General features: G+C 64.8%; 17 protein-coding genes. All 17 read left to right on the top strand.

The genetic code is table 11. The features are described 5' to 3' along the window. The first annotated feature begins 206 nt into the window (after positions 1–206). A complete protein-coding gene (gene ggt, locus F4V43_RS08570) occupies positions 207–1784 on the top strand; it encodes a gamma-glutamyltransferase (protein ID WP_150457824.1) in 1578 nt (525 codons plus the stop codon). A gap of 117 nt (positions 1785–1901) precedes the next feature. Then, a complete protein-coding gene (locus F4V43_RS08565; protein WP_150457823.1) occupies positions 1902–3143 on the top strand; it encodes an amidase in 1242 nt (413 codons plus the stop codon). Positions 3144–3372: 229 nt separating this feature from the next. After that, the gene (locus F4V43_RS08560; RefSeq protein WP_150457822.1) at positions 3373–4989 is read left to right on the top strand and encodes a PucR family transcriptional regulator; all 1617 of its coding nucleotides are present in this window, start codon (positions 3373–3375) and stop codon (positions 4987–4989) included. Then, positions 4986–5957: an XdhC family protein gene (locus F4V43_RS08555; protein ID WP_150457821.1), complete on the top strand. Its 972-nt coding sequence runs from the start codon at positions 4986–4988 to the stop codon at positions 5955–5957. The genes F4V43_RS08560 and F4V43_RS08555 overlap by 4 nt, the downstream gene beginning before the upstream one ends. 190 nt (positions 5958–6147) lie before the next feature. Then, entirely contained in the window at positions 6148–6765 is a 618-nt protein-coding gene (locus F4V43_RS08550) for an NTP transferase domain-containing protein (protein WP_150457820.1), read from the top strand. 184 nt (positions 6766–6949) lie between these two features. Further along, entirely contained in the window at positions 6950–8131 is a 1182-nt protein-coding gene (locus F4V43_RS08545; RefSeq protein WP_223879824.1) for a BMP family ABC transporter substrate-binding protein, read from the top strand. A gap of 124 nt (positions 8132–8255) precedes the next feature. After that, positions 8256–9788 (top strand): ABC transporter ATP-binding protein, encoded by a 1533-nt coding sequence (locus tag F4V43_RS08540; RefSeq protein WP_150457819.1) that lies wholly within the window; start codon positions 8256–8258, stop codon positions 9786–9788. Next, on the top strand, positions 9785–10900 hold the full coding sequence (locus F4V43_RS08535) for an ABC transporter permease (RefSeq protein WP_150457818.1): 1116 nt from the start codon (positions 9785–9787) through the stop codon (positions 10898–10900). The genes F4V43_RS08540 and F4V43_RS08535 overlap by 4 nt, the downstream gene beginning before the upstream one ends. A 12-nt stretch (positions 10901–10912) precedes the next feature. Further along, positions 10913–11842 carry an ABC transporter permease gene (locus F4V43_RS08530; protein WP_150457817.1) on the top strand — a complete coding sequence of 310 codons (930 nt, stop codon included), beginning with the start codon at positions 10913–10915 and terminating at the stop codon, positions 11840–11842. A gap of 52 nt (positions 11843–11894) precedes the next feature. After that, complete coding sequence (locus F4V43_RS08525) at positions 11895–12782, top strand: FAD binding domain-containing protein (RefSeq protein WP_150457816.1); 888 nt, start codon at positions 11895–11897, stop codon at positions 12780–12782. 66 nt (positions 12783–12848) lie between these two features. After that, positions 12849–15233 (top strand): xanthine dehydrogenase subunit D, encoded by a 2385-nt coding sequence (gene pucD / locus F4V43_RS08520; protein ID WP_150457815.1) that lies wholly within the window; start codon positions 12849–12851, stop codon positions 15231–15233. A 199-nt stretch (positions 15234–15432) separates the two neighbouring features. Then, a complete protein-coding gene (locus F4V43_RS08515) occupies positions 15433–15957 on the top strand; it encodes a (2Fe-2S)-binding protein (protein ID WP_223879823.1) in 525 nt (174 codons plus the stop codon). Beyond that, positions 15954–16874, top strand: a complete 921-nt coding sequence (uraD, locus tag F4V43_RS20085; RefSeq protein WP_150457813.1) for a 2-oxo-4-hydroxy-4-carboxy-5-ureidoimidazoline decarboxylase — start codon at positions 15954–15956, stop codon at positions 16872–16874. The genes F4V43_RS08515 and uraD overlap by 4 nt, the downstream gene beginning before the upstream one ends. 71 nt (positions 16875–16945) lie before the next feature. Next, positions 16946–18337: an allantoinase AllB gene (allB, locus tag F4V43_RS08505; protein ID WP_150457812.1), complete on the top strand. Its 1392-nt coding sequence runs from the start codon at positions 16946–16948 to the stop codon at positions 18335–18337. Beyond that, positions 18334–19590: a Zn-dependent hydrolase gene (locus tag F4V43_RS08500; protein WP_150457811.1), complete on the top strand. Its 1257-nt coding sequence runs from the start codon at positions 18334–18336 to the stop codon at positions 19588–19590. The genes allB and F4V43_RS08500 overlap by 4 nt, the downstream gene beginning before the upstream one ends. A gap of 338 nt (positions 19591–19928) precedes the next feature. Continuing rightward, complete coding sequence (locus F4V43_RS08495; protein WP_150457810.1) at positions 19929–21158, top strand: pyridoxal-phosphate-dependent aminotransferase family protein; 1230 nt, start codon at positions 19929–19931, stop codon at positions 21156–21158. Positions 21159–21220: 62 nt separating this feature from the next. Continuing rightward, positions 21221–23059: an adenine deaminase gene (locus F4V43_RS08490; RefSeq protein ID WP_150457809.1), complete on the top strand. Its 1839-nt coding sequence runs from the start codon at positions 21221–21223 to the stop codon at positions 23057–23059. Positions 23060–23297: the final 238 nt, after the last annotated feature.

Genomic DNA, 23297 nt, shown 5'->3' with positions numbered 1-23297 from the left:
TATAGAAATTGTACCTCAAGGGCCAGTAGGCATCCGGGCTTCTGCCGTCTCCGCCTCCCGCTTTGTGCACAGGTCACAAATTGTAAGTGCAGTCCATTCCGAATGTTCCCGGGCCGGTTGCGCCTGCTGCCGGGAACTTGGTTAAATGGCAATACCGCAGCGCTGCACGGCGCGCTGCCATTTCCCCCAGCGAAGGAGTCCTGACCATGAGAGCAGGTCCGGTAGTCGGCACACGAACGATGGTCGTAAGCCCGCATTATCTGGCGTCGGCAGCGGGCGCCCGGATGCTCGAGCGCGGCGGCAACGCTTTTGACGCGGCGGTGGCCGTCAGCGCCGCTCTGGCCGTCGTCTATCCGCATATGACCGGACTGGGCGGCGATGCCTTCTGGCTGACCTTCGTCCCCGGCGAGGGCCGGGTCCGGGTCTATAACGGCAGCGGCCGGTCGGGATCAAGGGTGCACCGCGGCCGCTATGCCGGAATGGAAGCCATCCCCCGGAGAGGGCTTGGCGCTGCCATTACGGTGCCCGGCATGGCCGACAGCTGGGCGGCGGTGCTGGCGGAATACGGCCGGCTGCCGCTGGCCGAGGTGCTGGAGCCGGCCATCCGTTATGCGGCGGACGGCTTCCCGCTCTCCTCCGACCAGCATCAGGGCACGCTGCTGGCCGGAGGGGCGCTCTGCCCGGAAGCGGCCGCCATCTATATGCCGGGCGGACGCATTCCGGAACCGGGTGAGCGCTTCCGGCAGAAGGAGCTGGCGCGCAGCCTGTCGGCGATCGCAAGCGGCGGGCGGGACGCCTTCTACAAGGGCGAAATCGCCCGGTCCATCGCGGAGGGCATGTCGCGCTCCGGCGGTCTGCTGACGGCCGAGGATCTGGCGGACCACGCGGGCGAATGGACGGAGCCGGTATGCACAGACTACCACGGCCTCAGAGTGTATCAGGCGCCGCCGAACTCCCAGGGCTTCGCCGCCCTGGAGACGCTGAACATACTGGAGAATTTTGATTTCCGAAGCATCGGACACGGCACTTATGAGTATTACCATTTGATTGCGGAAGCGATCAAGCTGAGCTTCAGGGACCGGGATGCCTACTTGACCGATCCGGCTTTCTCGCCGGTACCGCTGGAACGTCTCCTGGACAAATCCTACGCGGCCGGGCTGGCGGCCGCCATCATGCCGGACCGGGCGGCGAGCCTCGCAAGCGCCCCGACGGGGCGCGATACCGCCTACGCGGCGGTCGTGGACGGCGACGGCAATGCCGTGTCTTTTATCCAGAGCCTCTATTTCGAGTTCGGCTCGGGCTCCGCTCCGGGCGGGACCGGCATTCTGCTGCAGAACCGGGGCTCCTTCTTCTCGCTGGACCCGGGAGCGGCCAATACGCTGGAGCCGGGCAAACGGACTTTCCATACTCTGATGCCCGCCATCGCCTGCCGCGACGGGCGGCCGGTCTATCTGTACGGCACGCAAGGCGGAGAAGGCCAGCCCCAGACGCAGACGCTGCTGCTGACCCGGATGCTGCATTACGGCATGGATGCGCAGCAGGCGGTGGCGGAGCCGCGGTTCGTCTGGGGGCGCACCTGGGGCGAGCCGACCGAGGCGCTGACGGTGGAGAGCCGCGTGCCGGAAGAGGTCCGCCTCCGTCTCGCAGCGGCGGGCCATCAGGTGCGCACCGTCCGGGCGTACGACGGACTGGCCGGGCATGCCCACGCCATCGCCATAGATGGCGAAGGCTTCCGCAGCGGGGGAACCGACCCCCGCAGCGACGGAGCGGCTATCGGCTGGTAGCCGCCCCTGCCCGGTCCGTCTCTGCTGTGAGGCTGATGCTGCGCGGCGGAAGCGGTCCGGCAGCGCGGATGGCCGCAGAGGGCAAGGAAGGAAGCGTTACGATGAGGGGGAGAAGACATGGGTCTGGACAACCGGTACCGCGCCTTTATGGATCCGCAGCTTCAGGTTCCTCCGACCGGGACGGGAGCGCTGGACGGTCTGAGCTTTGCGGTAAAAGATGTATTCGCCGTTGCCGGTCATTCTTCATCCGCCGGCAACCCCGACTGGCTGCGCACCCACGGGCCGAGCCTGCGCCATGCAGCGGCGGTCGAGAAGCTGCTGCGGCACGGCGCGGAGCTCAGGGGGGCGGCGCATACGGATGAGCTGATGTACAGTGTCGGCGGAGAGAACGCGCATTACGGCACGCCGGTGAACCCGAACGGGCCGGGCCGAATCCCCGGCGGATCGTCAAGCGGCTCCGCCGTTGCCGTAGCGTCGGGAGCTGTAGACGCGGCTCTCGGGACGGATACCGGCGGCTCGATCCGGGTGCCCGCCGCCTACTGCGGCGTGTTCGGCTTCCGGCCGACGCACGGCGCGGTGGAGATGGACGGGGTGATTCCGCTGGCCCCGTCGTTCGATACGGTCGGCTGGCTGGCCCGCACGCCGGAGCTGCTGCTCCGCATCGGCCGGACGCTGCTGCCCGAACCGGCGGAGGCGGAGGGCCGGACCGGAGCCGCAGATCCGACGTTCTGGCCGGACCGGATCATTCTGCCGGCCGAGGCCTGGGCGCTGGCGGAGCCGTCTGCGGCTGCCGCGCTCCGGCTGGCGGCCGGCCGGCTGATGCAGACGGCTGGCCCCGCCGCCGTGTCCGGCATCCGTCCCGCGGCGGAGGAGATCGCGGTTACAACCGGCGGGCTGGCGGCCTGGATGGAGATCTTCCGCGAGCTTCAGGGGTATGAGATCTGGCAGACCCACGGGGAATGGATCAGCGCCGAGCAGCCGGTATTCGGGCCGGACATCGCCGCCCGGTTCCGGTGGGCGGCATCGCTGCCGGAATCGGGCCAGGCGGCGGCGCGGACGGCGCGGGCTGCCATCGCCGGCCATATCCGCAGCCTGCTCGGGCCATCGGGCTGTCTGGCGCTTCCGACGGTGCCGGGGCCCGCTCCGCTGCTTGGCGGCGATGCCGGGCAGCTGGAGCGCAACCGCAGCGGAGCCCTCTCGCTCTGCTGCATCGCAGGCCTGACCGGACTGCCGCAGGTGACCCTGCCCGTCGAGGGGCCGGAAGGTCTTCCGGTCGGATTGTCCGTCATTGCCGGTCCGGGCAAGGACCTCGATCTGCTGGCCTGGGCCGTGTCGCTGCCGGCGCTCTGCCCCTTCTGATCCGAATTGCCGGCATCGGCCCTGCTAAGGACGGCTGCCGGAAGTCAGCGCTTCGCCATCTGGCGAGGCTTTTTTTGTGTTAATTAATTTTACATATAGGCACGAAAAAATGAATTTTTATCTTTTCAAAGCCGCAAACCCTCTCTATAATGTTATATAAAGTAACACGAGAAGAGAGCGGACGCCCGCAGCCAGGGACGGATCGCCGACAGAAATGGAGGAGGGCGTCATGCATCTGACGGTAGAAGAAGCGTTGTCCATCTACCCTTTGTCCGAAGCCAAGCTGATCGCGGGGGCTAAAGGCAAGAGCCGGATCGTCAAGTCGATCAATGTCATGGACGCGCCGGATATTGTGGACTGGATCAAGGAAGGAGAGATGCTGCTGACCACGGCCTATCTCATCAAGGACGACCCCGAGCAGGCGCATGCGCTGCTCCACAAGCTGAACCGGGTCGGCTCGGCCGGTCTTGGGATCAAGCTCGGCCGGTTCTGGGACCGGGTGCCGGAGGAGCTGATCGAGAAGGCGGAGGCGCTGAATTTTCCGCTGATTGAACTGCCCTTTCAGTTCACGTTCTCGGACCAGATGAACGGGCTGTTCCGGGCGGAGCTCAGCCGCCATACGGGCCTGCTCCAGACGGTGATGGAGAAGCAGCGCGAGCTGATGCGCTTTGCCCTGCATTCGGTCCGGACCCGGCCGCTGCTGGAATCCGTGTCGGAGGTGATCGGCTATCCGCTGGCGATTATCAGCCCCCGCGGGGAAGTGCTCTTCAACAACTCGTCCTTCGACAGCGCCCGGCTGCTAAGCGGCTGGCCGTGGGGGAACCGCAGCCGGAAGATGCGGCTCGGAGAACAGAGCGGTTACCTGCTCCCGCTGCTTCAGGGCGAGAGCTTCGCGGGCCATGTGCTCTTTTGCGGCGTGAATCCGCTGTTCCTGGCTGCGGAGGAAAGTCTGTTCGTGCAGGGCGCCGAATTGATTGCCTACCATATGTACGCCGGTCTGGAGGACTGCTTCGACCGGGAGATGCACCGGGACTTCTGCCGGCTGCTGCGCCGCTGCCTGAGCGGGGAACTGTCCGGGGCCGAGCTGGCCCGGGCGGCGTCCGTGATGGAGATCGGTCTGCTGGATGCGCCGTATCTGCTCGTGCTGACCGAGGTTCCGGCTGCGGGCGAACGGCGGACCGGGGAATTGTACCGGCTGAAGGAGGAGTACCTGCAGCATCCCGTTCTGGGCAAGACGCGGGCGATTCATCTGATTGTCGATGAAGGTCTGCTGTCGATCTACCCGGCGGTGCGGCAGGAGGCGGAGGAATTGAAGGGACTGCTGGAATCCTGCTTCCTCAAGACGGGACCGGCGGGTCCGTGCGAGCCGAAGGCGGCGATCAGCGGCTGCAAGAGCGGAGCCGGCGAACTGCGTGAAGCTTTTGCCGAAGCGAAGGAATGTCTGCGCCTGTCGGCTTACTGGGCCCAGGGGCGGCAGAGCGGCCGCTACCGGGAAGTCGAGCTGGCGGTGCTCATGCAGCAGGTGCCTGCGGACTCGATGCGGCGCTACTATACCCGGACGCTGGCCGGCCTGCTCTCGCGGGAGCCGGAATATGCGAAAGAAATGCTGCATACGCTTGAAGTTTATCTGGAGTGCGACGGCCATATCAACGAGACCGCCAAGAAGCTGTTCATTCACCGCAATACCGCCACGTACCGGATGGAGAAGTTAAGCGAAATTCTGGAGGTCGATTTCAAAAAAACGAATGATTTGCTTCGCCTGAAGCTTGCGTTCCTGTTCCGGCGGATGCAGGAGCAGGATACCGTGGTTCGCCTGCCCGGGACCGGGGGGAGGGCGGGAGCATGAGCATCGCCGCTGTCGTCAAACGTTTGCACCGCGCTGCGGAGCCTGCCATGCTCGCCACGCTGATCGCTACAGAAGGGCATTCGTACCGCAAGGCCGGGGCTGTCATGCTGTTCCAGGGAGAGGAGAGCGTCGGTACGCTGAGCCCGGGCTGCCTGGAGAGCGATCTGAAGCTTCGCCTTCCGGCGCTATGGGCCAGCGGGCTCCCCGAGACGGTGGAGTACAACATGACCTCGCCGGATGATTTCTCCTGGGGAGAAGCGACGGGCTGCGGAGGGAAGATTCGGATTGTACTGGAGCCGGTAAGCGGGACGCTTCGGGAGCTGCTGCTGGAGGCGGGAGAAGCCTTGGAGGCTGGCAAAAGCGCCACGCTTCTGCGGACCCGGTCCGGCCGCGGCTACAGCTACCGCCTGGACGTATCCGAACCGGGCGGCGAAGCGGAGAGACCGCTTCGAGGAAGGCTGGACGAAGAGCGGTTCGCCACGGTCTTTGAGCCGGAGCCGCGGTTGGTTCTCTTCGGCGCCGGGCATGATGCGGGGCCGATTGCGGAGCTGGCCGTCCGCTCGGGCTTCCGGCTCGCCGTCGCCGACTGGCGGGAAGGCAGTCTGCAGAGCCCGTTCCCGGCGGAGCAGCGCATCATCTGTCCGCCGCGGGAAGCCGCCCGAAGGCTGGACATCGGTCCCGGGGATTATGTGCTGATCTGCAGCCATCAGTTCCAGCGCGACCGCGAGTTCCTGGAGCGGCTGCTTCCGCTCGAACCGGCGTATATCGGCATCATCGGTTCGCAGGCGCGAATCGGTCTGCTGACCGAAGGGCTGCCGGTGCCGTCTTCGCTGCACGCGCCCGCAGGCCTGGCCATCGGGAGCGAGGGGCCGGAAGAGATTGCTGTCAGCATCGCCGCCGAGCTGATCGCCGTCCGCAGGCGGAACGGACGCCGGACGGGCGGGATGCTGCGGGCGGCGCAGATGTAGTCCGCGAGTTTTGCGAAAAATAATCAAGCAGCTTATGCTATCAAAACTTTGATTATGCTTCCGAAGTGAGTTTTGACGAAGCCTATCCAACGAAGCACTCCTAACAAAACTTTGATTATGCTTCCGAAGTGAGTTTTGCCGAAGCTTATCCAACGAAGCAATCCTAACAAAACTTTGAGGAGGGTGACTAGTGAAAGTAGCAGGGATTTATTTGGCGGCCGGGCAAAGCCGGCGCATGGGAACGTCGAAGGTGTCGCTGCCGCTGTCGCCGAACGTCGCCCTGGGCGCGGCGGCCCTGCGCGAGCTCGACCGCTGCGGGCTGGAGCCTCTTATAGTGGTGGTCCGGGCGGACGACCGGCTGGATTGGCTGCCGGACCCGCCGGAACGCAGGCGCTGGACGGAGACCTGTCTGACCGCCCATCTCGGATTGTCGTTCTCGCTTCGCTGCGGGCTGAACGCCGTGCTGCCGACGGAACCGGATGCGGTTCTGGTGGCGCTGGCGGACCAGCCGTTCGTAACCGCGGGACTGGTCCGGCGGCTGATCGAGACGCTGGGATGCCGGCCTGATCTGGATTATGTCGCCGGCGCCCGGGAGGGCGGAGGCGGTATGCCGCCCGCCCTGTTCTCCCGGAAGATGTTCCCGGCTCTGCAGGAGCTGGACGGGGACGCGGGCGCCGCCGCGCTCATGCGCTCGCCCGGCTTCAAGGGCGCGGTGCTGGAAGGAGATTCCCCGTTCTGGCGAATGGACGCCGATACCGACGGCGATTACCGGGACGTAGCCCGGCACTGGCAGGAGAGCGGAATCTAAGGAGTCCGCAAGAGCTCGTGTCAGTTATACGGACACAATTGTCGCGAGTTAATTTTGAATACGTGCAGAAGGCACAAATTCAATGCCCCTTTTCATCAAATTAACCAAAGCTGTGTCAACTAAATTTACGCACTGCCTCCGCATCCGTATAGTAAAGCTAAATCAGAGAAGGAGGAGAGGAAAGATGAAAAGGGGTCAGGGCATGAAATGGGGGGGAACCCTTCTGGTGGCATTGGCGCTCATTCTGCCGGGCTGCGGCAACAACAATAACTCGGCGTCAGGCAGCGGCAGTTCTCCGGCGCCGGCGGCATCGGTCGCAGCGGGGGGAGAGGCATCCGCCGGAGCATCGGCAGCGCCTGCAACAGCTTCGGGCAAGACGCCCAAGGTTGCCTTTGTGTATATCGGACCTCCAGGGGACGGAGGGTATACGTACCAGCATGATCTGGGCCGCAAGTACATGGAAGAGAAGCTTGGCCTGAAGGCCGACACGGTGGAGAACATCCCCGAAGGGCCGGATGCCGAACGGACGATTACCGAGCTGGCCCAGAACCACGACATTGTCTTTACCACGAGCTTCGGCTACATGGACTACACGCTGAATGTGGCCGGCAAGTTCCCGGACGTCAAGTTCGACCATGCCTCCGGCTACAAGACAGCGGCCAACATGGGCACATATTTCGGCAAAAACTATGAAGCCAGCTACCTGACGGGCATTGCGGCAGGCAAGATGACGAAGAAGAATCATCTCGGTTATGTCGGCGCTTTTCCGATCAGCGAAGTGATCTATAATCTGAACGCGTTCACGCTGGGCGCGCAGAGCGTCAATCCCGATGTGAAGGTCGATGTCGTCTGGACGAACACCTGGTACGATCCGACAACGGAGCGCCAGGCGGCGATCAGCCTGCTCGACAAGGGAGCCGACGTGCTGCTGGCCTACCAGGATTCCCCCGCAACGCTTCAGGCTGCGAAGGAGCGCGGCGCTCTGGCCGGAGGCAATGACTCCGACATGAAGAAATACGCCCCCGACAACTATCTCACCAATCCCGTCTGGAACTGGGGCCCGTACTACGAGAAGACGGTTCAATCTGTGAAGGACGGCACCTGGAAGAGCGAATCGTTCGTCGGTTCCATGGCTGACGGCATGATTGACCTCGCCCCGTTCGGCGACCAGATCCCGCAGGAGGTTCAGGATCTCGTGGCGCAAGCCAAAGCGAAGATCATCAGCGGCGAGCTGAATGTCTTCACCGGACCGATCAGCGACAATCAGGGCGCGGTCAAGGTGGCGGAGGGCCAGACGCTGACCCATGAGGAAGTGCTGAAGATGGATTGGCTGGCGAAGGGCGTGGAAGGGAAGCTCCCGAAATAAAGCGGCGGACAGGGCGAAGGGCTGCGGCTTGAATAGAGGATTGCGATACGGGTGGGGCGGATTCGGCCAACGAATCTTCCCCGCCCGTCCTATAAAGAGGGGAAGCGAAAGGGGAGGCGAGCAGATGGCGGGACATGCGGTTGAAATGCGGGGCATTGTCAAACGGTTCGGGCCGGTGACTGCCAGCGATCAAGTCGATTTTTCGGCGGATGCGGGAGAGATTCACGCGCTGCTTGGGGAGAACGGAGCGGGCAAAAGCACCATCATGAGCATGCTGTCCGGCGTCTACCGGGCGGATGAGGGCGAGATTTGGGTCCACGGGCGCCCGGCGAGAATCCGTTCCCCGAAGGATGCGGCCCAGCTTGGAATCGGAATGGTCTTTCAGAATTTCCGGCTGGTGCAGACGCTGACGGCGGCGGAGAATATCGTGCTCGGCGAAAAATCGTCTTTCTGGCGCGGCAGCCGCTGGGTTCAGGACAAACACAAGGAGATCGAAGCGCTCGCGGAGCACTTCGGTCTGGCTTTTCCGGTCAATCGTCCGATCTGGCAGCTCTCCGTCGGCGAACAGCAGCGGGTGGAGATTGTCAAAACCCTCTACCGCGGAGCGGACATCATCATTCTGGATGAACCGACCTCGGTGCTGACGCCCGGGGAGGCCGAGCAGCTCTTCGAGACGCTGCGCCGGATGCGCAGCGAAGGCAAGACGGTGATCCTGACGACGCATAAAATGAAGGAAGTTCTGGCTTCCGCAGACCGGATCTCCGTGATGCGCAGAGGCCGGATGATCGCCGCGCTGAACACCCGGGAGACCGATGAGCGTGAGCTCGCCCGGCTGATGGTCGGACGCGAGGTCGTCATTGAGCGCCGGGAGCGCGAAGAATCGGCGGGGGGCGACCTGCTGGTGGTGAAGAATCTCCAGGTGAACGCCGACCACGGGCGGCGGGCGCTGCGGGGCCTGTCGCTGAAGGTGCGGGAGGGAGAGATCGTCGGCGTGGCCGGCGTGGCCGGCAACGGCCAGAAGGAGCTGGCTGAGGTATTGACCGGGCTGCGGAGCTGGAGGGAAGGCGAGATCGAATTCGGCGGCCGCCCGGTCCGGACCGCTTCGGTCCGGGCCGCGATCGAAGCCGGCATTTCCCACGTGCCGGAGAACCGGATGAAGAGCGGCCTGGCGGGTACGCTGGGAGCAGTCGACAATCTGCTGTTCAAATCGTACCGCTCCGGCGAGCATTCGGTGATGGGCTTCCTGCGGTCGGCGAAGAACCGGGCGTGGTCCGAAGGGCTGGTGCGGCGGTTCAATGTGCGGACGCCGGAGCTGGATACGCCGGTCCAGCAGCTCTCCGGGGGGAATCAGCAGAAGCTGTTGTTCGCCCGGGAAGTGAGCCACCGGCCGAAGCTGATGGTCGCCGTTCACCCCACCCAGGGCCTGGACGTCGGAGCGACGGCGGGCGTGCATGAGCTGCTGATGGAGCTGAGAGCGGCGGGCAGCGGCGTTCTGCTGATCTCCGAGGACCTGGACGAATTGCTGCAGCTGTCGGACCGGGTTCTGGTCATCTATGACGGCAAGATTATCGGAGAGCAGAGCCATGAGGAAGCGGACCGGGAGTCCATCGGTCTGATGATGGCGGGCATCCGCAGCAGAGAGGAGAATCCGGCATGAGTCACGAAAAAGCGGGCGCGCCCGCCCTCGCCGGCCCTGCGGACCGAGCCGCAGAACGCAGGACCCCCTTGCGGCTTGAATTCGATGCCGCCCGGGTCCGGACTCCCTGGTGGACGCCGGTCTTCTCGGTTCTTCTCGCATTGGCGCTGTGCGCGGTCTTCATCTATGCCAACGGCATGAACCCCTGGACGGTCTATTCCAAAATGTTCCGGGGCGCCTTCGGCACCTCGTACGGCATGACCGAAACGCTCGTCAAGGCGATCCCGCTGCTGCTCTGCGGGCTCGGGATTGCCGTCGCTTACCGGATCTCGGTCTGGAACATCGGGGCGGAAGGCCAGTTCACGCTGGGAGCGATTGCCGCAACGGCGGTCACGATCTACTGGCCGAATCTTTCGGCCTTCTGGACGATCTCCCTGATGCTGGTTCTGGGCATCGCCGCCGGGGCGTTCTGGGGTCTGCTGACGGCGCTGCCGAAGACGCATTTCGGCGTCAACGAGCTGATTACTTCGCTGATGCTGAATTACGTGGCGCTTCAACTGCTGGATTACGTGACCTACGGGCCGTGGAAAGACCCGGAGGGCTTCAATTTTCCGGGAACGCCGGTGTTCACCGCCTGGCAGTCGCTCCCCGTTCTCGGCGGAACCCGGCTGCACATCGGCCTGATTCTGGCGCTCGCCGCGGTAGCGGTCTACTATCTCATGGTGCGCTTCACCCGCTGGGGCTACGAGCTTCGCCTGATCGGGGCGAATCCGTCGGCGGCGCGGTATGCGGGCATTTCCGTCAAACGCCATATCCTCATTGTCATGCTGATCAGCGGCGGGCTTGCCGGAATCGCCGGGATGGCGGAGGTATCCGGGGTCAGCCACAAACTGATGCAGGGCATTTCGCCGGGATACGGCTATACAGCCATCATCGTCGCCTGGCTGGCGAAGCTGAATCCGCTCGGCCTCATTGTCACCTCTGTGCTGTTCGGCGGTCTGATTGTCGGCGGCTACAGCGTGCAGACCATCGGGCTGCCGTCCTCCATATCGGAGATGCTCCAGGGCGCCATTCTGTTCAGTCTGATCGCCGGTGAAATGATCGCCCGCTTCCGCCTCCGGCGGAGCGTGTAGGAGGGGAAGACAATGGACTTTATTGCACAACTGCTGGTGGCCGCCGTTGCGGCCGGAACTCCCCTGCTGCTGGCCACGCTGGGCGGCATCCTGAACGAACGGGCGGGCATCATTCAGCTCGGCGCGGAAGGGCTCATGCTGATGGGGGCGGTGACGACCTGTCTCGTCTACCTGCGAACCGGAAGCCTGGCGGCGGCGCTGCTGGCCACGCTGGCGGTGACCGCTCTTCTCGGGCTGCTGCACGGCTTTCTCTGCGTGACGCTTCGGGCCAATCAGCCGATGGCGGGTCTGGCCTTGACGCTGTTCGGCAGCGGCCTGAGCGCGTATCTCGGCAAGCCGATCAGCGGCAATCCGCTGCCGGGCGGGCTTCCCCGGCTGGAGCTGCCGTGGCTGAAGCCGGTGCCGGTTATCGGCGACCTGCTGGGCAATCTGGATCTGCTGACCTGGTTCAGCTTCGCCCTGGCGGCGGCGCTGCATCTGCTGATTCACCGCACTTCCTGGGGCCTGCATCTTCGGGCTGTGGGAGACCATCCCGCCACCGCCGACGTTATGGGCGTCCATGTCCGGCTGATCCGCTACGGCTGCACGGCAGCGGGAGCGATGCTGATCGGCCTGGCCGGCGCGGATATGGTGCTGACGGTCGCTCCGACCTGGAACGAAGGGCTGACGGGCGGCCGCGGCTGGATCGCGGTCGGGCTTGTCATCTTCGCCCGCTGGAATCCGCTGCGGGCCTTGCTGACCGCTTATTTCTTCGGGGCGCTCGATTCCATCGGATTCCGGATGCAGCTCCTCGGGAGCGCCGTACCGCCCTATTTTCTGAAGATGATTCCTTATGTGGTGACGATTCTGGTGCTGATGTATCTCGGGTACCGCAACCGCAACAAGCCTTCCGGAACGCCGGAGGCGCTGGGCGTTCCGTATGCGAGAGAGCAGCGGTTCTGACCGGCGGGCAAAAGAAGGCGGCAGAACGCACAGGACAGAGAGGTGAAGGCGAATGGACAACATAACGGATTCTCCGTTACCGGCGGTCCGCCGTCCCCGGAGCCTGCACGAAGCCTGCGGGCTGAAGCGGGATCTGGGCAGCGCAGCCGTCTATATTGCCGGAGGCACCTTGCTGCGGACGCAGTGGGAGAACGGCACCTCCGCCCTGCCGGCAACGCTGATCGACCTGAGGGGTGTACCGGAGCTGACCGGGATTGCAAGGGGCGAATACGGCCTGGCGATCGGGGCGCTGACGACGCTCTCGGCCTGCCGCGTGAGCGGGCTGCTCGCCGAGGCGGCTCCGGCGGTGAAGGAAGCGGCGCGCTGCATCGCGGCTCCGTCCGTTCGCAACCTCGGCACCGCCGGAGGGAACATCGCTTCGGGCACGGGCGATCTGCTGCCCGCCCTGCTGGCGGCCTCCGCCGAAGTCGAGCTGTTCGACGGCACGTTCCGCTCCAGGCTCGGCCTGGAGGGATGGCTGGACGGCCGGGCGGAGGGAGCACACCGGCCGGAGCAGCTGCTGACCGGCGTTATTCTGCCGCCGGCCGCGAAGGCAGCCGGCGAGCGCCGCTTCCAATGGTTCCGCAAGGTGGGGCGGCGCGAGACGTTCACGCCTTCGCTCGTGACCGCCGCCGCCGCCGGAACCATCCTTGCGGACGGCCGGCTCGAAGGCGTAAGGATCGCGGCGGGCGGCGGGTCCGGCCGTCCGCACCGGCTGAAGGAAGCCGAGGCGCTGCTGGAGGGCGCCGTGTTCAGCGAGGCGCTGCTGGCGCCGCTCTATGACGCGGCTCGGTCCGGGTTCCGGACGTACGCCGATCCGTTCGCCTCGGAGGATTACAAGAAGAAGACGGCGGCCAATCTGATTGCCGCCGGGCTGTGGCAGGAGCTCGGCAGCGGGTAGTCCCCGCTGGCCGGGATTTTCATCGACCAGGCCGCCATCACGGGGCGCGAAGAGAGGAGCGGCGCAATGCGACTTGACCGGCAGACCAGCGGACCGCGCTGGCGCACACGGCCCGACGGCCGGGAGAAGGTAACGGGAAGCCTGAAATACTTGACGGACATGAACGCGGAAGGCATGCTGGTCGGACGCGTTCTGCGCAGCGCCCATGCTTACGCCCGAATCCGGAAGATCTCGACGGAACGGGCGCTGGAGGTTCCCGGCGTCCATGCCGTTCTCACGCATGAAGATGTGCCCGGGCTGAACGGATTCGGCATTGCCCTGCCGCATCAGCCCGTGTTCTGCGATACGTTCGTCCGGTACACCGGAGATGCGATCGCCGCCGTCGCCGCCGACAGCGACGAGGCGGCGGAGCTGGCGCTCGCGCGGATCGAGGTCGACTACGAGCCGCTGTCTCCGCTCACCGACCCGGAGGAAGCGATGGCGCCGGATGCGCCGCTGCTGCATCCGGAAGGCAATGTGCTCCACCATACGGAATATCGGTCCGGCGATCCGGATGCCGCTTTTGCGGAATGCGCCTATGTGGCCGAGGAGACTTATTGGACGCCCCGTCAGATGCATACCTATATGGAGACCGAGGGTGGGCTGTTCATCCCTGAACGCAGCGGGCGGCTGACCGTCTATTCGGCCACCCAGCACGGCCTGATGGACCGCCGCCAGCTCTCCCGCATTCTGGCGCTGCCGGAGGAGCGCATCCGCGTGGTCTCCAGCCCGATCGGCGGTTCTTTCGGCGGCAAGGATGAACTGAATGTGCAGGCTTACGGCTCGCTGCTGGCCCTTCGGACCGGGCGGCCGGTCCGGGTGCACAACTCCCGCGCGGAATCGGTTCGCGCCGGTCTCAAGCGGCATCCGATGAAGATCGCGATGAAGACCGGCTGCGACCGGGAAGGAAGGCTGATCGCCCACCGGGTCCGCATCGTCTCCGACACCGGAGCGTATGCGACGCTCGGCGCGGAAGTGCTGAATTTCGCCACCGAGCATGTGGTTGGGCCGTACCGGTTCGGCCATGTGGAAATTGAAGGCTTCTGCGTCTATACGAACAACGGCGTCTCCGGCGAATTTCGGGGGTTCGGCGGCAACCAGGCGATCTTCGCGCTGGAGGGGCAGATCGACCGGCTGGCGGAGCTGGCCGGAATCGACCCCTGGCAGTTCCGGCGGCTCAATCTGCGCCAGTACGGCGATCCCGGACCGTTCGGTCAGGCTATTGCCCAGACGGACGGCGCCGTTCAGGTGTGGGAAGCGCTGGCGGCCTGCCCGCTGATGAAGGAAGCTGCGGAGAAGGGCTCCGCAGAGAAAGAATCAGCGAAGAAGGAATCGGAGAAGAAGGGAGCAGAGGGGAAGGGACCGGATGAGAAGAAATCGGCGGCGGAACCTGGCCGGAAGGAGCCCTGGATCGTCAGCGGCACCGGAGCGGCGATCGCCATGCACGGCGCGGGGCTCGGCTACGGCATCCCCGATCCGGCCGGAGGGAGACTTGTGCTGGCGCTGGACGGCATGATTGAAGCGGTATTCGGGTACGAGGAGTTCGGCCAGGGGCTGATCGCCACCATGGAACAAATGCTGGTGGAACAGTTCGGGTTCGCCGCCGAGGATCTGCGGATTATTATCGGCGACACGGATGTGGTGCCCGACAGCGGCTCCAGCACGGCTTCCCGGGCGACGAGCATGATGTGGATGGCGCTGCGCCGGCTGCGTCCCGAGTTCACCGCCGGGCTGATTGAAGCGGCGGCGGACGCCCTCTACGCGAGCGGCGGAGAACGAATTGGCATCGGCTCGCTGCAACTGGGACCCGGCGGCATCTACCGGGACGGAGAGCGGCTGCTCACTTACGCGGAGCTGGCCCGCAGCCGAAAGGAGCCGCTGGTGTGCGAGACGGCGTTCAGTTACCCTACCACCCCGCTGGAGCGGGTGGGGGCGCATTTTCTGTATACCTATTCCGCCATTGCCGTGCGGGTCGAGGTCAACCGGCTGACCGGCCGGGTGCGCATTGCCGACCAGTACCACGCTATCGCCGCCGGTCCGGTCGTGAACCCGCAGGGCTACCTGGGACAGATTGAAGGCGGCAGCGGCATGGCGGTCGGCTTTACGCTCTCGGAAGACGCGCTCATGTCTGACGGCTTGTATCTGACCAGGAATCTGGATACGTACATCATTCCGGGAATCGCAGATATGGGCGGTTCCATTACGGTGGAGCCGATAGAGGACCTTCCCGCGCACGACACGTACGGTCCCCGCGGCATCGGCGAGATCGGCTCGGTCAACCTGGCGCCTGCGGTAGCCGCTGCGGTTCACCAGGCTACCGGCATTCGGGTGACCCGGCTGCCGATTGAGCCCGAGTTGCTGCAGGATACGCCCTTTAAATCGAGAAAGGCGGTGAGCGCGAATGGAGAATAAAGCGAACTTGCCGGCTTCCGCCCCTCTTCGGCCGGGCGAGCCGGGCCCTGTGGAAGCTGTGCCGGAAGCCAAGGGATCTGCCGAGAGAGGGCCTTGCGGAACTGAGAAGGAATTCACAGGACAGGAATTAGCGGGACAGGTGTTAGCGGGACAGGAATTAGCAGGACAGGAATTAGCAGGACAGGAATTAGCAGGACAGGTGCTAGCGGGACAGGAGGAGGCGGAACAAGGCGAAGCCTATGTCCTTGCCTGCACGGTCAACGGCAAGCCGGTAGAGATTCGGGTGCCGGCGTCCCGCCGCCTGCTTCAGGTGCTGCGGGACGATCTGGGGCTGACCGGAACGAAGCGGTCCTGCGAGCTGGGCCGCTGCGGAGCCTGTATGGTGCTGATCGACGGAGTGCCGATCAATGCCTGTCTGACCATGGCGTACCAGTGCGAGGGCTCGAGCATCGTTACCATTGAAGGATTGAGCGAGAAGGGCCCCGAGGGAGCGGGGAGCCTGCACCCGGTGCAGGAAGCTTTTCTGGAAGAAGGCGGGTTCCAGTGCGGATACTGCACGCCGGGCATGGTGCTGTCGACGGTGGCCCTGCTGGAGAACAATCCCCGGCCCACGCGGGAGGAAGTGGAAGAAGCGCTGTCCGGCAATCTCTGCCGGTGCACCGGGTACGGAGGCATCTGGCGGGCGGTCAGCCGGGCCGCCCTAAGAGGGGCGGGGGAGTCATGAAGGCACAGACGCTGATGCTGGATGCGGTCAATAAGATGGACCGGGAGGCGTTTGTCTCGGCGCTCGGCGGCATCTATGAGCATTCGCCGTGGGTAGCGGAGGCAGCGTGGCCGGAACGTCCTTTTGCCGATGTGGAGGACCTGCATGAGGCGATGGAACAAGCGGTCCGAAGTGCCGGAGAGGAGCGGTCGCTCGCGCTGCTGCGAAGCCATCCCGATCTGGCGACACGCATGCAGGTGACGCCGCTGTCGGCGGCGGAGCAGCGGGGGGCCGGTCTGGACCGTCTGGCCCCCGAGCAGTTCGCCGAGATGAGCGGGTTGAACCGGAGGTATACGGAGAAGTTCGGATTCCCGTTCATCCTGGCGGTGCGCGGCCGGACGGCTGATGAGATTCTCGCTTCCCTCCGGGAGCGGCTGCCGGGAGAGCGGGAGACCGAGCTGGCCCGGGCGATGCAGGAAGTCGGCCGCATTGCCGGCTTCCGGCTCCGAGATCTGATTACGGAGGGAGAAACGGAGCAGGCGGAGAATGCGGCTCCCCCGCTCTCCGCCGGCCAATCGGGCGGAAGCGGCAGGCTGACCACCCATGTGCTGGACCTGTCCCGGGGAACTCCCGCGCCCGGTCTTGTAGTGGAGCTTAGGCTTCGGGAAGAGGACGGCGGCTGGAGGCTGCTGAAGACAGCCGTCACGAATGCGGACGGAAGACTGGAGAAGCCGCTGCTCGAAGGTGGAGAACTGGCGGGCGGAAGCTATGAGCTGCTGTTCCGGGCCGGGGATTACTGGAGAAGGATCGCCGGAACGGAGTCAGAAGCGTTTCTGGAAGAAATTCCGATTCGCTTCCGGGTTGCCGAACCGGATGCGCATTACCATGTTCCGCTGCTGCTCGCCCCCGGCGGATACAGCACGTACCGGGGGAGCTGACGCCGGAGTGAAGGGCGCATGCGAATGAAGGGGAAGAGGGCTTTCTACCCGAACCGAAGGAGGGCGTCAGGATGAAGAAGAGATTCGACTGGGTCATTACGGGCGGTCTGGCCGTCCTTCCGGGCGGTGTGCGCCGTCTGGACATCGGCACCAAGGACGGCATCATCGCCGCGCTGGAAGAGACGCTGGACCCGCAGGAAGCGGAGAACCGGCTGGATGCGGAGGGGCAGTATGTGTTCCCCGGCGTCATCGACGCCCATGTGCATTTCAATGAACCGTCCTTCGGCCATTGGGAAGGCTTCAGCTCCGGCTCGGCCGCGCTGGCGGCTGGCGGCTGCACGACCTATGCCGATATGCCGCTGAACGGCAATCCGCCCACGGTGAACCTGGAGGCGCTCCGGTTGAAGAACAGATTGGCGGAGGGGAACTCCGCCGTCGATTATATGCTCTGGGGCGGCCTTGTTCCCGGCAATCTGGAGGAGCTGGAACGTCTGGCCGAAGCGGGGGTCGCGGGATTCAAGGCGTTCATCTCCAATCCCGGCGGAGAAGGCGAAGGCCGGTTCCGCGAGGTGGACGACGATACGCTCTACCGGGGGATGGAGACGATCGCCTCGTTCGGCGGCCTTCTCGCTCTCCATGCCGAGAGCGAAGCCTTGACGAAGACGCTCTCGGATGCCGCCGTAAGGGCAGGGCGGACCGGTCCGCTGGACTTTGCGGCTTCCCGTCCGCCGGAAGCGGAACTGGAGGCGGTCGCCCGGGCGCTGCTCTACAGCGAGCGGACGGGGTGCCGCCTGCATTTTGTCCATATCAGCACGGCGGCGGCGCTGGAGCTGATCGGGGAGGCCAAGCGCCGCGGGGTGGATGTGACGGCCGAGACCTGCCCGCATTACCTGATTCTGAGCGAACAGGATCTGCTGCGTCTCGGTCCTCTCGCCAAATGCGCGCCGCCGCTGCGAAGCGGGGAGGAGCAGGAGAAGCTCTGGCAGGCGCTGAAAGACGGGCTGATCGACTTCATCGCCTCCGATCATTCGCCCTGTCCGCCGGAAATGAAGCTGGACCCGTCCCTCGGTTTCTTCGAAGCCTGGGGCGGCATTTCCGGCGCGCAGAGCAGCCTGGAGCTTATGTTCCACGAAGGCGTGAACCGCCGGAAGCTGCCGGCGGCGCTGATCGCCAGTCTGCTGGCCGAAGGGCCGGCCCGCCGATTCGGGCTGTCGGACCGCAAGGGGCGGATCGCCGTAGGCCTCGAGGCCGATCTGGCGATTCTCGACCCGGGGGCTTCCTACACGCTGCAGCCGGAGCATCTGCTGTACCGGCACAAGATCAGCCCGTATGTAGGCATGGAGCTGTCCTGCCGGGTAACCGCCACTCTGCTGCGGGGACAGCCGGTCTACACGGCGGCGGACGGATTGCTTCGCCCCGGCGGCGGCAGACGGGTCCGTGCGGGACGGGGGCTGCGCGTATGAGCGGGCCGGGGACCGAAGCTTCGCGGCACGCCCGGGCCGCCGAAGAGATGCTGGAGCTGCTGGAGGAGCTGGCCGCGTTCAGCGCCCCGGGCGAAGGAATCACCCGGCTGCTGTACACGCCGGAATGGAGCCGGGCCCAGTCGTTCCTGAAGGAGCGGATGGAGACGCTCGGCTTGTCGGCCTATGCGGACGGAGTCGGCAACGTCTTCGGTCGGCTTCCGGGGACGGAAGAGGACGGGCGCGTTATTCTGACCGGGTCGCATATCGACACGGTCGTCTCCGGCGGGCGGTACGACGGCGCTTACGGCGTTGCCTCCGGCATCGCGGCGCTGGCGCATCTGCGCCGGACATACGGGCCGCCGAGACGGACGCTGGAGGCCGTGTCTTTTGCCGAAGAGGAAGGCAGCCGTTTTCCGCTGACCTTCTGGGGATCGGGGCATGTCGCGGGGCGCTACGCCGGTCCGGAGGCCGCTGCTGTCTCCGACGCCTCCGGCATTGCCCTGAAGCATGCCATGGAAGACTGCGGCTTCGGCGGCTATTCGCCGGGAAGCCTGAAGCGGTCCGATATCGCAGCTTATATCGAACTGCATATTGAACAGGGAATTACGCTGGAGCGGACCGGGACGGAGATCGGAATCGTCACGGCGATTGCCGGACAGCGCCGCTATGAGGTCCGGCTGACCGGCAGCGCCAACCATGCCGGAACGACGCCGATGGGATTGCGGCGGGATGGCCTCGCCGGTGCGGCGGAGATGCTGGCGCATCTGGAACACTGCGCGCTGGAAGCCGGAGATCCGCTGGTTGCCACAGCGGGCCGGCTGGACGTGAAGCCGAACACCTCCAATGTCATTCCCGGCGAAGTGTCTTTCAGTCTGGATATCCGCCACAGCGATGAGGCGGAACTGGAGCGCTTCTGCGCCGCGGTGGCCGCAGACTTCGGCCAGATCGCCGCCCGGCGGGGCCTTGGGCTGGAGCTGATTCCCCGGCTCCGGGCGCAGCCTGCGCCGATGGACGCGCCGCTGTGCGCCTCCATCGAGGCCGTCTGCGGGAGACAGGGCCGCCCGAGCCGAAGGATGGTCAGCGGAGCCGGGCATGACGCCCAGCTGCTGGCGCCCCGCTGCCGGGCGGCCATGATTTTTGTGCCGAGCCGGGACGGCATCAGTCACTCTCCGCTGGAGCATACGCCGCCGGAGGAGCTGGCGGCTGGGCTGGATGTGCTGATCGGGCTTTTGTACGAACTGGCTTATTGCTAAGCCGCAGGGCAGCAGATACAGAACAGCAAGGCAGCAGAACGGCAGGATAATGAACAGAAGAATACAGAACAGAAGTACAGAACACAGGGATACTAAGCAGCAGGGTGCCGGACAACGAGGGTACAGAACAGCAGGGTGCCGGACAACGAGGGTACTGAACAGCACGTACTGAAAGAGAAGCATACAGAACACAAGGATAAGGAACAAGGACACAAAACAGCAGAGTACAGAACAGCATCACACAGAACAGAAGGGTACAGAACATCAGCACACAGAACAGAAGGACCGCAGGCGGCCCGGTGAATCCGGCTCCGCCCGGCGGACGGGGGGAGATCAGGATGAGGCGGTATGAGGATTTGGCGCCGTCCCAGCGGTGCATTATGACGCCGGGGCCGGTGGAAGTGGACCCGCGGGTGCTTCGGGCGCTGTCGATGCCGGTGCTGGGGCAGTTCGACCCCGAGTTCACGGGCATTATGAATGAGACGATGGGCATGCTCCGGGAGTTGTTCGCGACCGGCAACCGCTGGGCTTATCCGGTGGACGGCACTTCGCGGTCGGGCCTGGAAGCGGCCATGATCAGCCTGATCCGGCCCGGAGACCGGGTGCTGGTGCCGATCTATGGCCGGTTCGGCCATCTGCTGCATGAGATTGCCGAGCGCTGCGGCGCCGAGGTATCCGTCATGCATAGGCCGTGGGGAACCGTCTTCGATCCCGAGGAGATTATTGCGGAGATCCGGCGTGTGCGTCCGCAGCTTGTCGCCATGGTCCACGGCGAGACCTCGACCGGCCGGATGCAGCCGCTGGAAGGCATCGGGGAGGTGTGCCGGGAGCTGGACGCGCTGCTGGTCGTCGATGCGGTGGCGACGATCGGCGGCGTGCCGGTGAAGACGGATGAATGGAAACTTGACGTGGTGATCGGCGGAACCCAGAAATGCCTGTCCGTCCCTTCGGGCATGTCGCCGCTGACGTACAACGAGCGGGCGGAGGCCCGGATTCTGGCCCGCAAGCGGGTCGAACGCGGCATTCGCAGCGACGACGACGCCTTCGGCGAAGATATTGTGTATGTGCGCAGCAATTACTTCGATCTCGGTATGCTCCAGGATTACTGGAGCGAGAAGCGGCTCAATCATCATACGGAAATGACGTCGATGCTGTACGGCCTCCGCGAAGGGCTCCGGCTCGCGCTGGAAGAAGGGCTGGAAGCCCGCTATGCCCGGCACCGGCTGCATGAGCGGGCGCTGGCGGAAGGGCTGGAGGCCATGGGACTGCGTCTGTACGGCGATCCGGCCTGCAAGCTGCCGGTTGTCGCCTGCGCCGAAATTCCCGAAGGCGTCGACGGGGAGGCCGTCCGTTCGATGCTGCTGGACCGGTTCGGCGTCGAAATCGCCAGCTCCTTCGGCCCGCTCAAGGGCCGAATCTGGCGGATTGGCACGATGGGCTACAGCTGCCGGGAGAACAATGTGCTGCGCGTGCTGGGCGCGCTGGAGGCGGCGCTGCTTCGCCAGGGATTCGCGGCTTCGCCGGGAGCGGCCGTTCAGGCCGCCCTTGACGTATACGAGCGGGTGTAAGATAATCATTTCAATTTGCACAAGAAGCTCGTGCTTCGGTAAGGAAGGGGAGGGGGACAATCATGGGATATCCGCGAATACCGCTGGCGGACTGCGTGCCGGACCTTGTGGCGACGTCGCGCGGCGACCTGCCGGCAACGCTGGTCATTACCGGCGGGAGACTGGTGAATGTCGTCTCGGGCGAGATTCTGGAGAACATGTCCGTCGGCATCCGGGAGGGCCGGATCGCTTATGTCGGAAAGGATGTCTCCCATATGATCGGGGAGGATACCCGGGTCATCGATGCCGGAGGCCGGTATATGGCTCCGGGTCTGCTTGACGGGCACTGCCATATCGAGAGCACCCAGCTGACCGCAACCGAATTTGCCCGGGCGGTGCTGCCGCTGGGAACGACGGGTGGCTTCTTCGACGCCCATGAAATCGCGAACGTCTTCGGCTTGAAGGGAATCCGGCTGATGCTGGATGAACTGCGGGCGACGCCGCTGGCCGGGTATATGCAGGTCGCTTCCTGCGTGCCCGCCGCAGGGGCTGCGATTGAGACTACAGGCTCGGAGATCGGTCCGAAAGAAGTGGCGGAAGCCTTCACCTGGGGAGCGGACGTTATCGCGCTGGGCGAAGTGATGAACTTTCCCGGTGTCGTATACGGAGACGCCAAAATGCTCGGAGAGATCCAGGCCACTCTCCGCGCCGGACGCCAGGTGGACGGCCATTTCACCTGGCCGTCGGGGGATTGGCGGCTGCCGGTCTATGCCGCCGCCGGCGTCACCGGCGATCATGAATGCGTCACCGCCGACGACGTGATCGAGCGCGTCCGGCTCGGCATGTACGCGAAGATGCGCCGCGGCTCGGCTTGGCACGATGTCGCCGAGACGATCAAGGCGCATACCGAGCGGGGCTTGGACCCGCGCCGGATGATGCTTGTCACCGACGACCGCAGCTCGGAATCGCTGCGCGACGAAGGCCACATGGACTTCGTGCTGCGGCATGCGATCGCCCAGGGCGTCAAGCCGGTCACTGCGTTCCAGATGGCCACGATCAATACGGCCGAACGGTTCGGCGTCGCCCGCGACATCGGAGCCATCGTGCCGGGAGCGTGCGCCGACATCATTCTGCTGGAGGGCGCCTTGGCCGATGTCAATGTGGTCATGACAATAGCTTCGGGCGCGGTAGTCGCCGAGAACGGAGTCATGACGGCGGAGCTGCCGCCCTTCCGTTATCCGGAAGAAGTGCTGTCTTCTGTTCATCTGAAGGAGCGTCCGCAGGCGGAGGACTTCATCATCCGAACGCCGCTGGAGTACGGAACCGTGAAGGCCCGTGTGATCGGCGTTATTGAGAACCATGTGGAGACCGAGGAGCGGATGCGGGAGCTGCAGGCGGAAGGCGGCAGACTCCGTCTGACGGAGGAACTCTGCAAAATCGCCGTGCTGGAGCGCCACAAGGCAACCGGAGGCAAGGCGGTCGGACTCGTCGACGGCATCGGCTTCCGGGAGCCGGCCGCCATCGCCATGACGGTGGCGCATGACTGCCACAACCTGCTCGTCATCGGCAATGACGACGAGCTGATGGCCGAGGCGGCGAATGCAGTCGCCGACGCGAACGGCGGCGTGGCGGTAATCACCCGCCGCGGCCGGACGCTGTTCCCGCTGGCCATCGCCGGTCTTCTGTCGGCAGAGCCGTTCGAGACGGCGGCGGCGCAGTCGGCCGCAATCAGCCGGGCGCTGGCTGAAGCCGGCTGCGGGCTGAACTATGCGTTCATGACCTTGTCGCTGCTGGCGCTCTCCGTTATTCCGGCTCTGCGCATCTCTGACAAGGGGCTGGTGCGGATCACGCCGGAGGACGGCATTCGGCTCGTTCCGCTCTTCTGTGAAGCGGAGGATGCGGCCGCCGCGGAGGCGGTATAGCCAAGCCCCGCCGCTGCCCAAGAAGGGCTGCCGCGGTGTGATAGTATGAATAAGCCTTCGGGCCGGAAGAACCTCTTCCGTCCGAAGGCTTTTTTGCGTACAATAACGTATAACAGACCGGTTCGCCGGGACAAACTATATTATTAAACGCATAACGGGGAGATGAACCGGGTTTTTGTGAAAAAAACCGGAATACTATTAAGAAACGGCGCAAAACCGACGATAGATTATATAACTT

It is taken from the genome of Paenibacillus spiritus, assembly GCF_008710135.1.
Taxonomy (GTDB): Bacteria; Bacillota; Bacilli; order Paenibacillales; family Paenibacillaceae; genus Paenibacillus_AQ; species Paenibacillus_AQ glufosinatiresistens.
The sequence above is the reverse complement of the archived record's forward strand: the minus strand, read 5'-3'. Positions and strand labels throughout refer to the sequence as shown.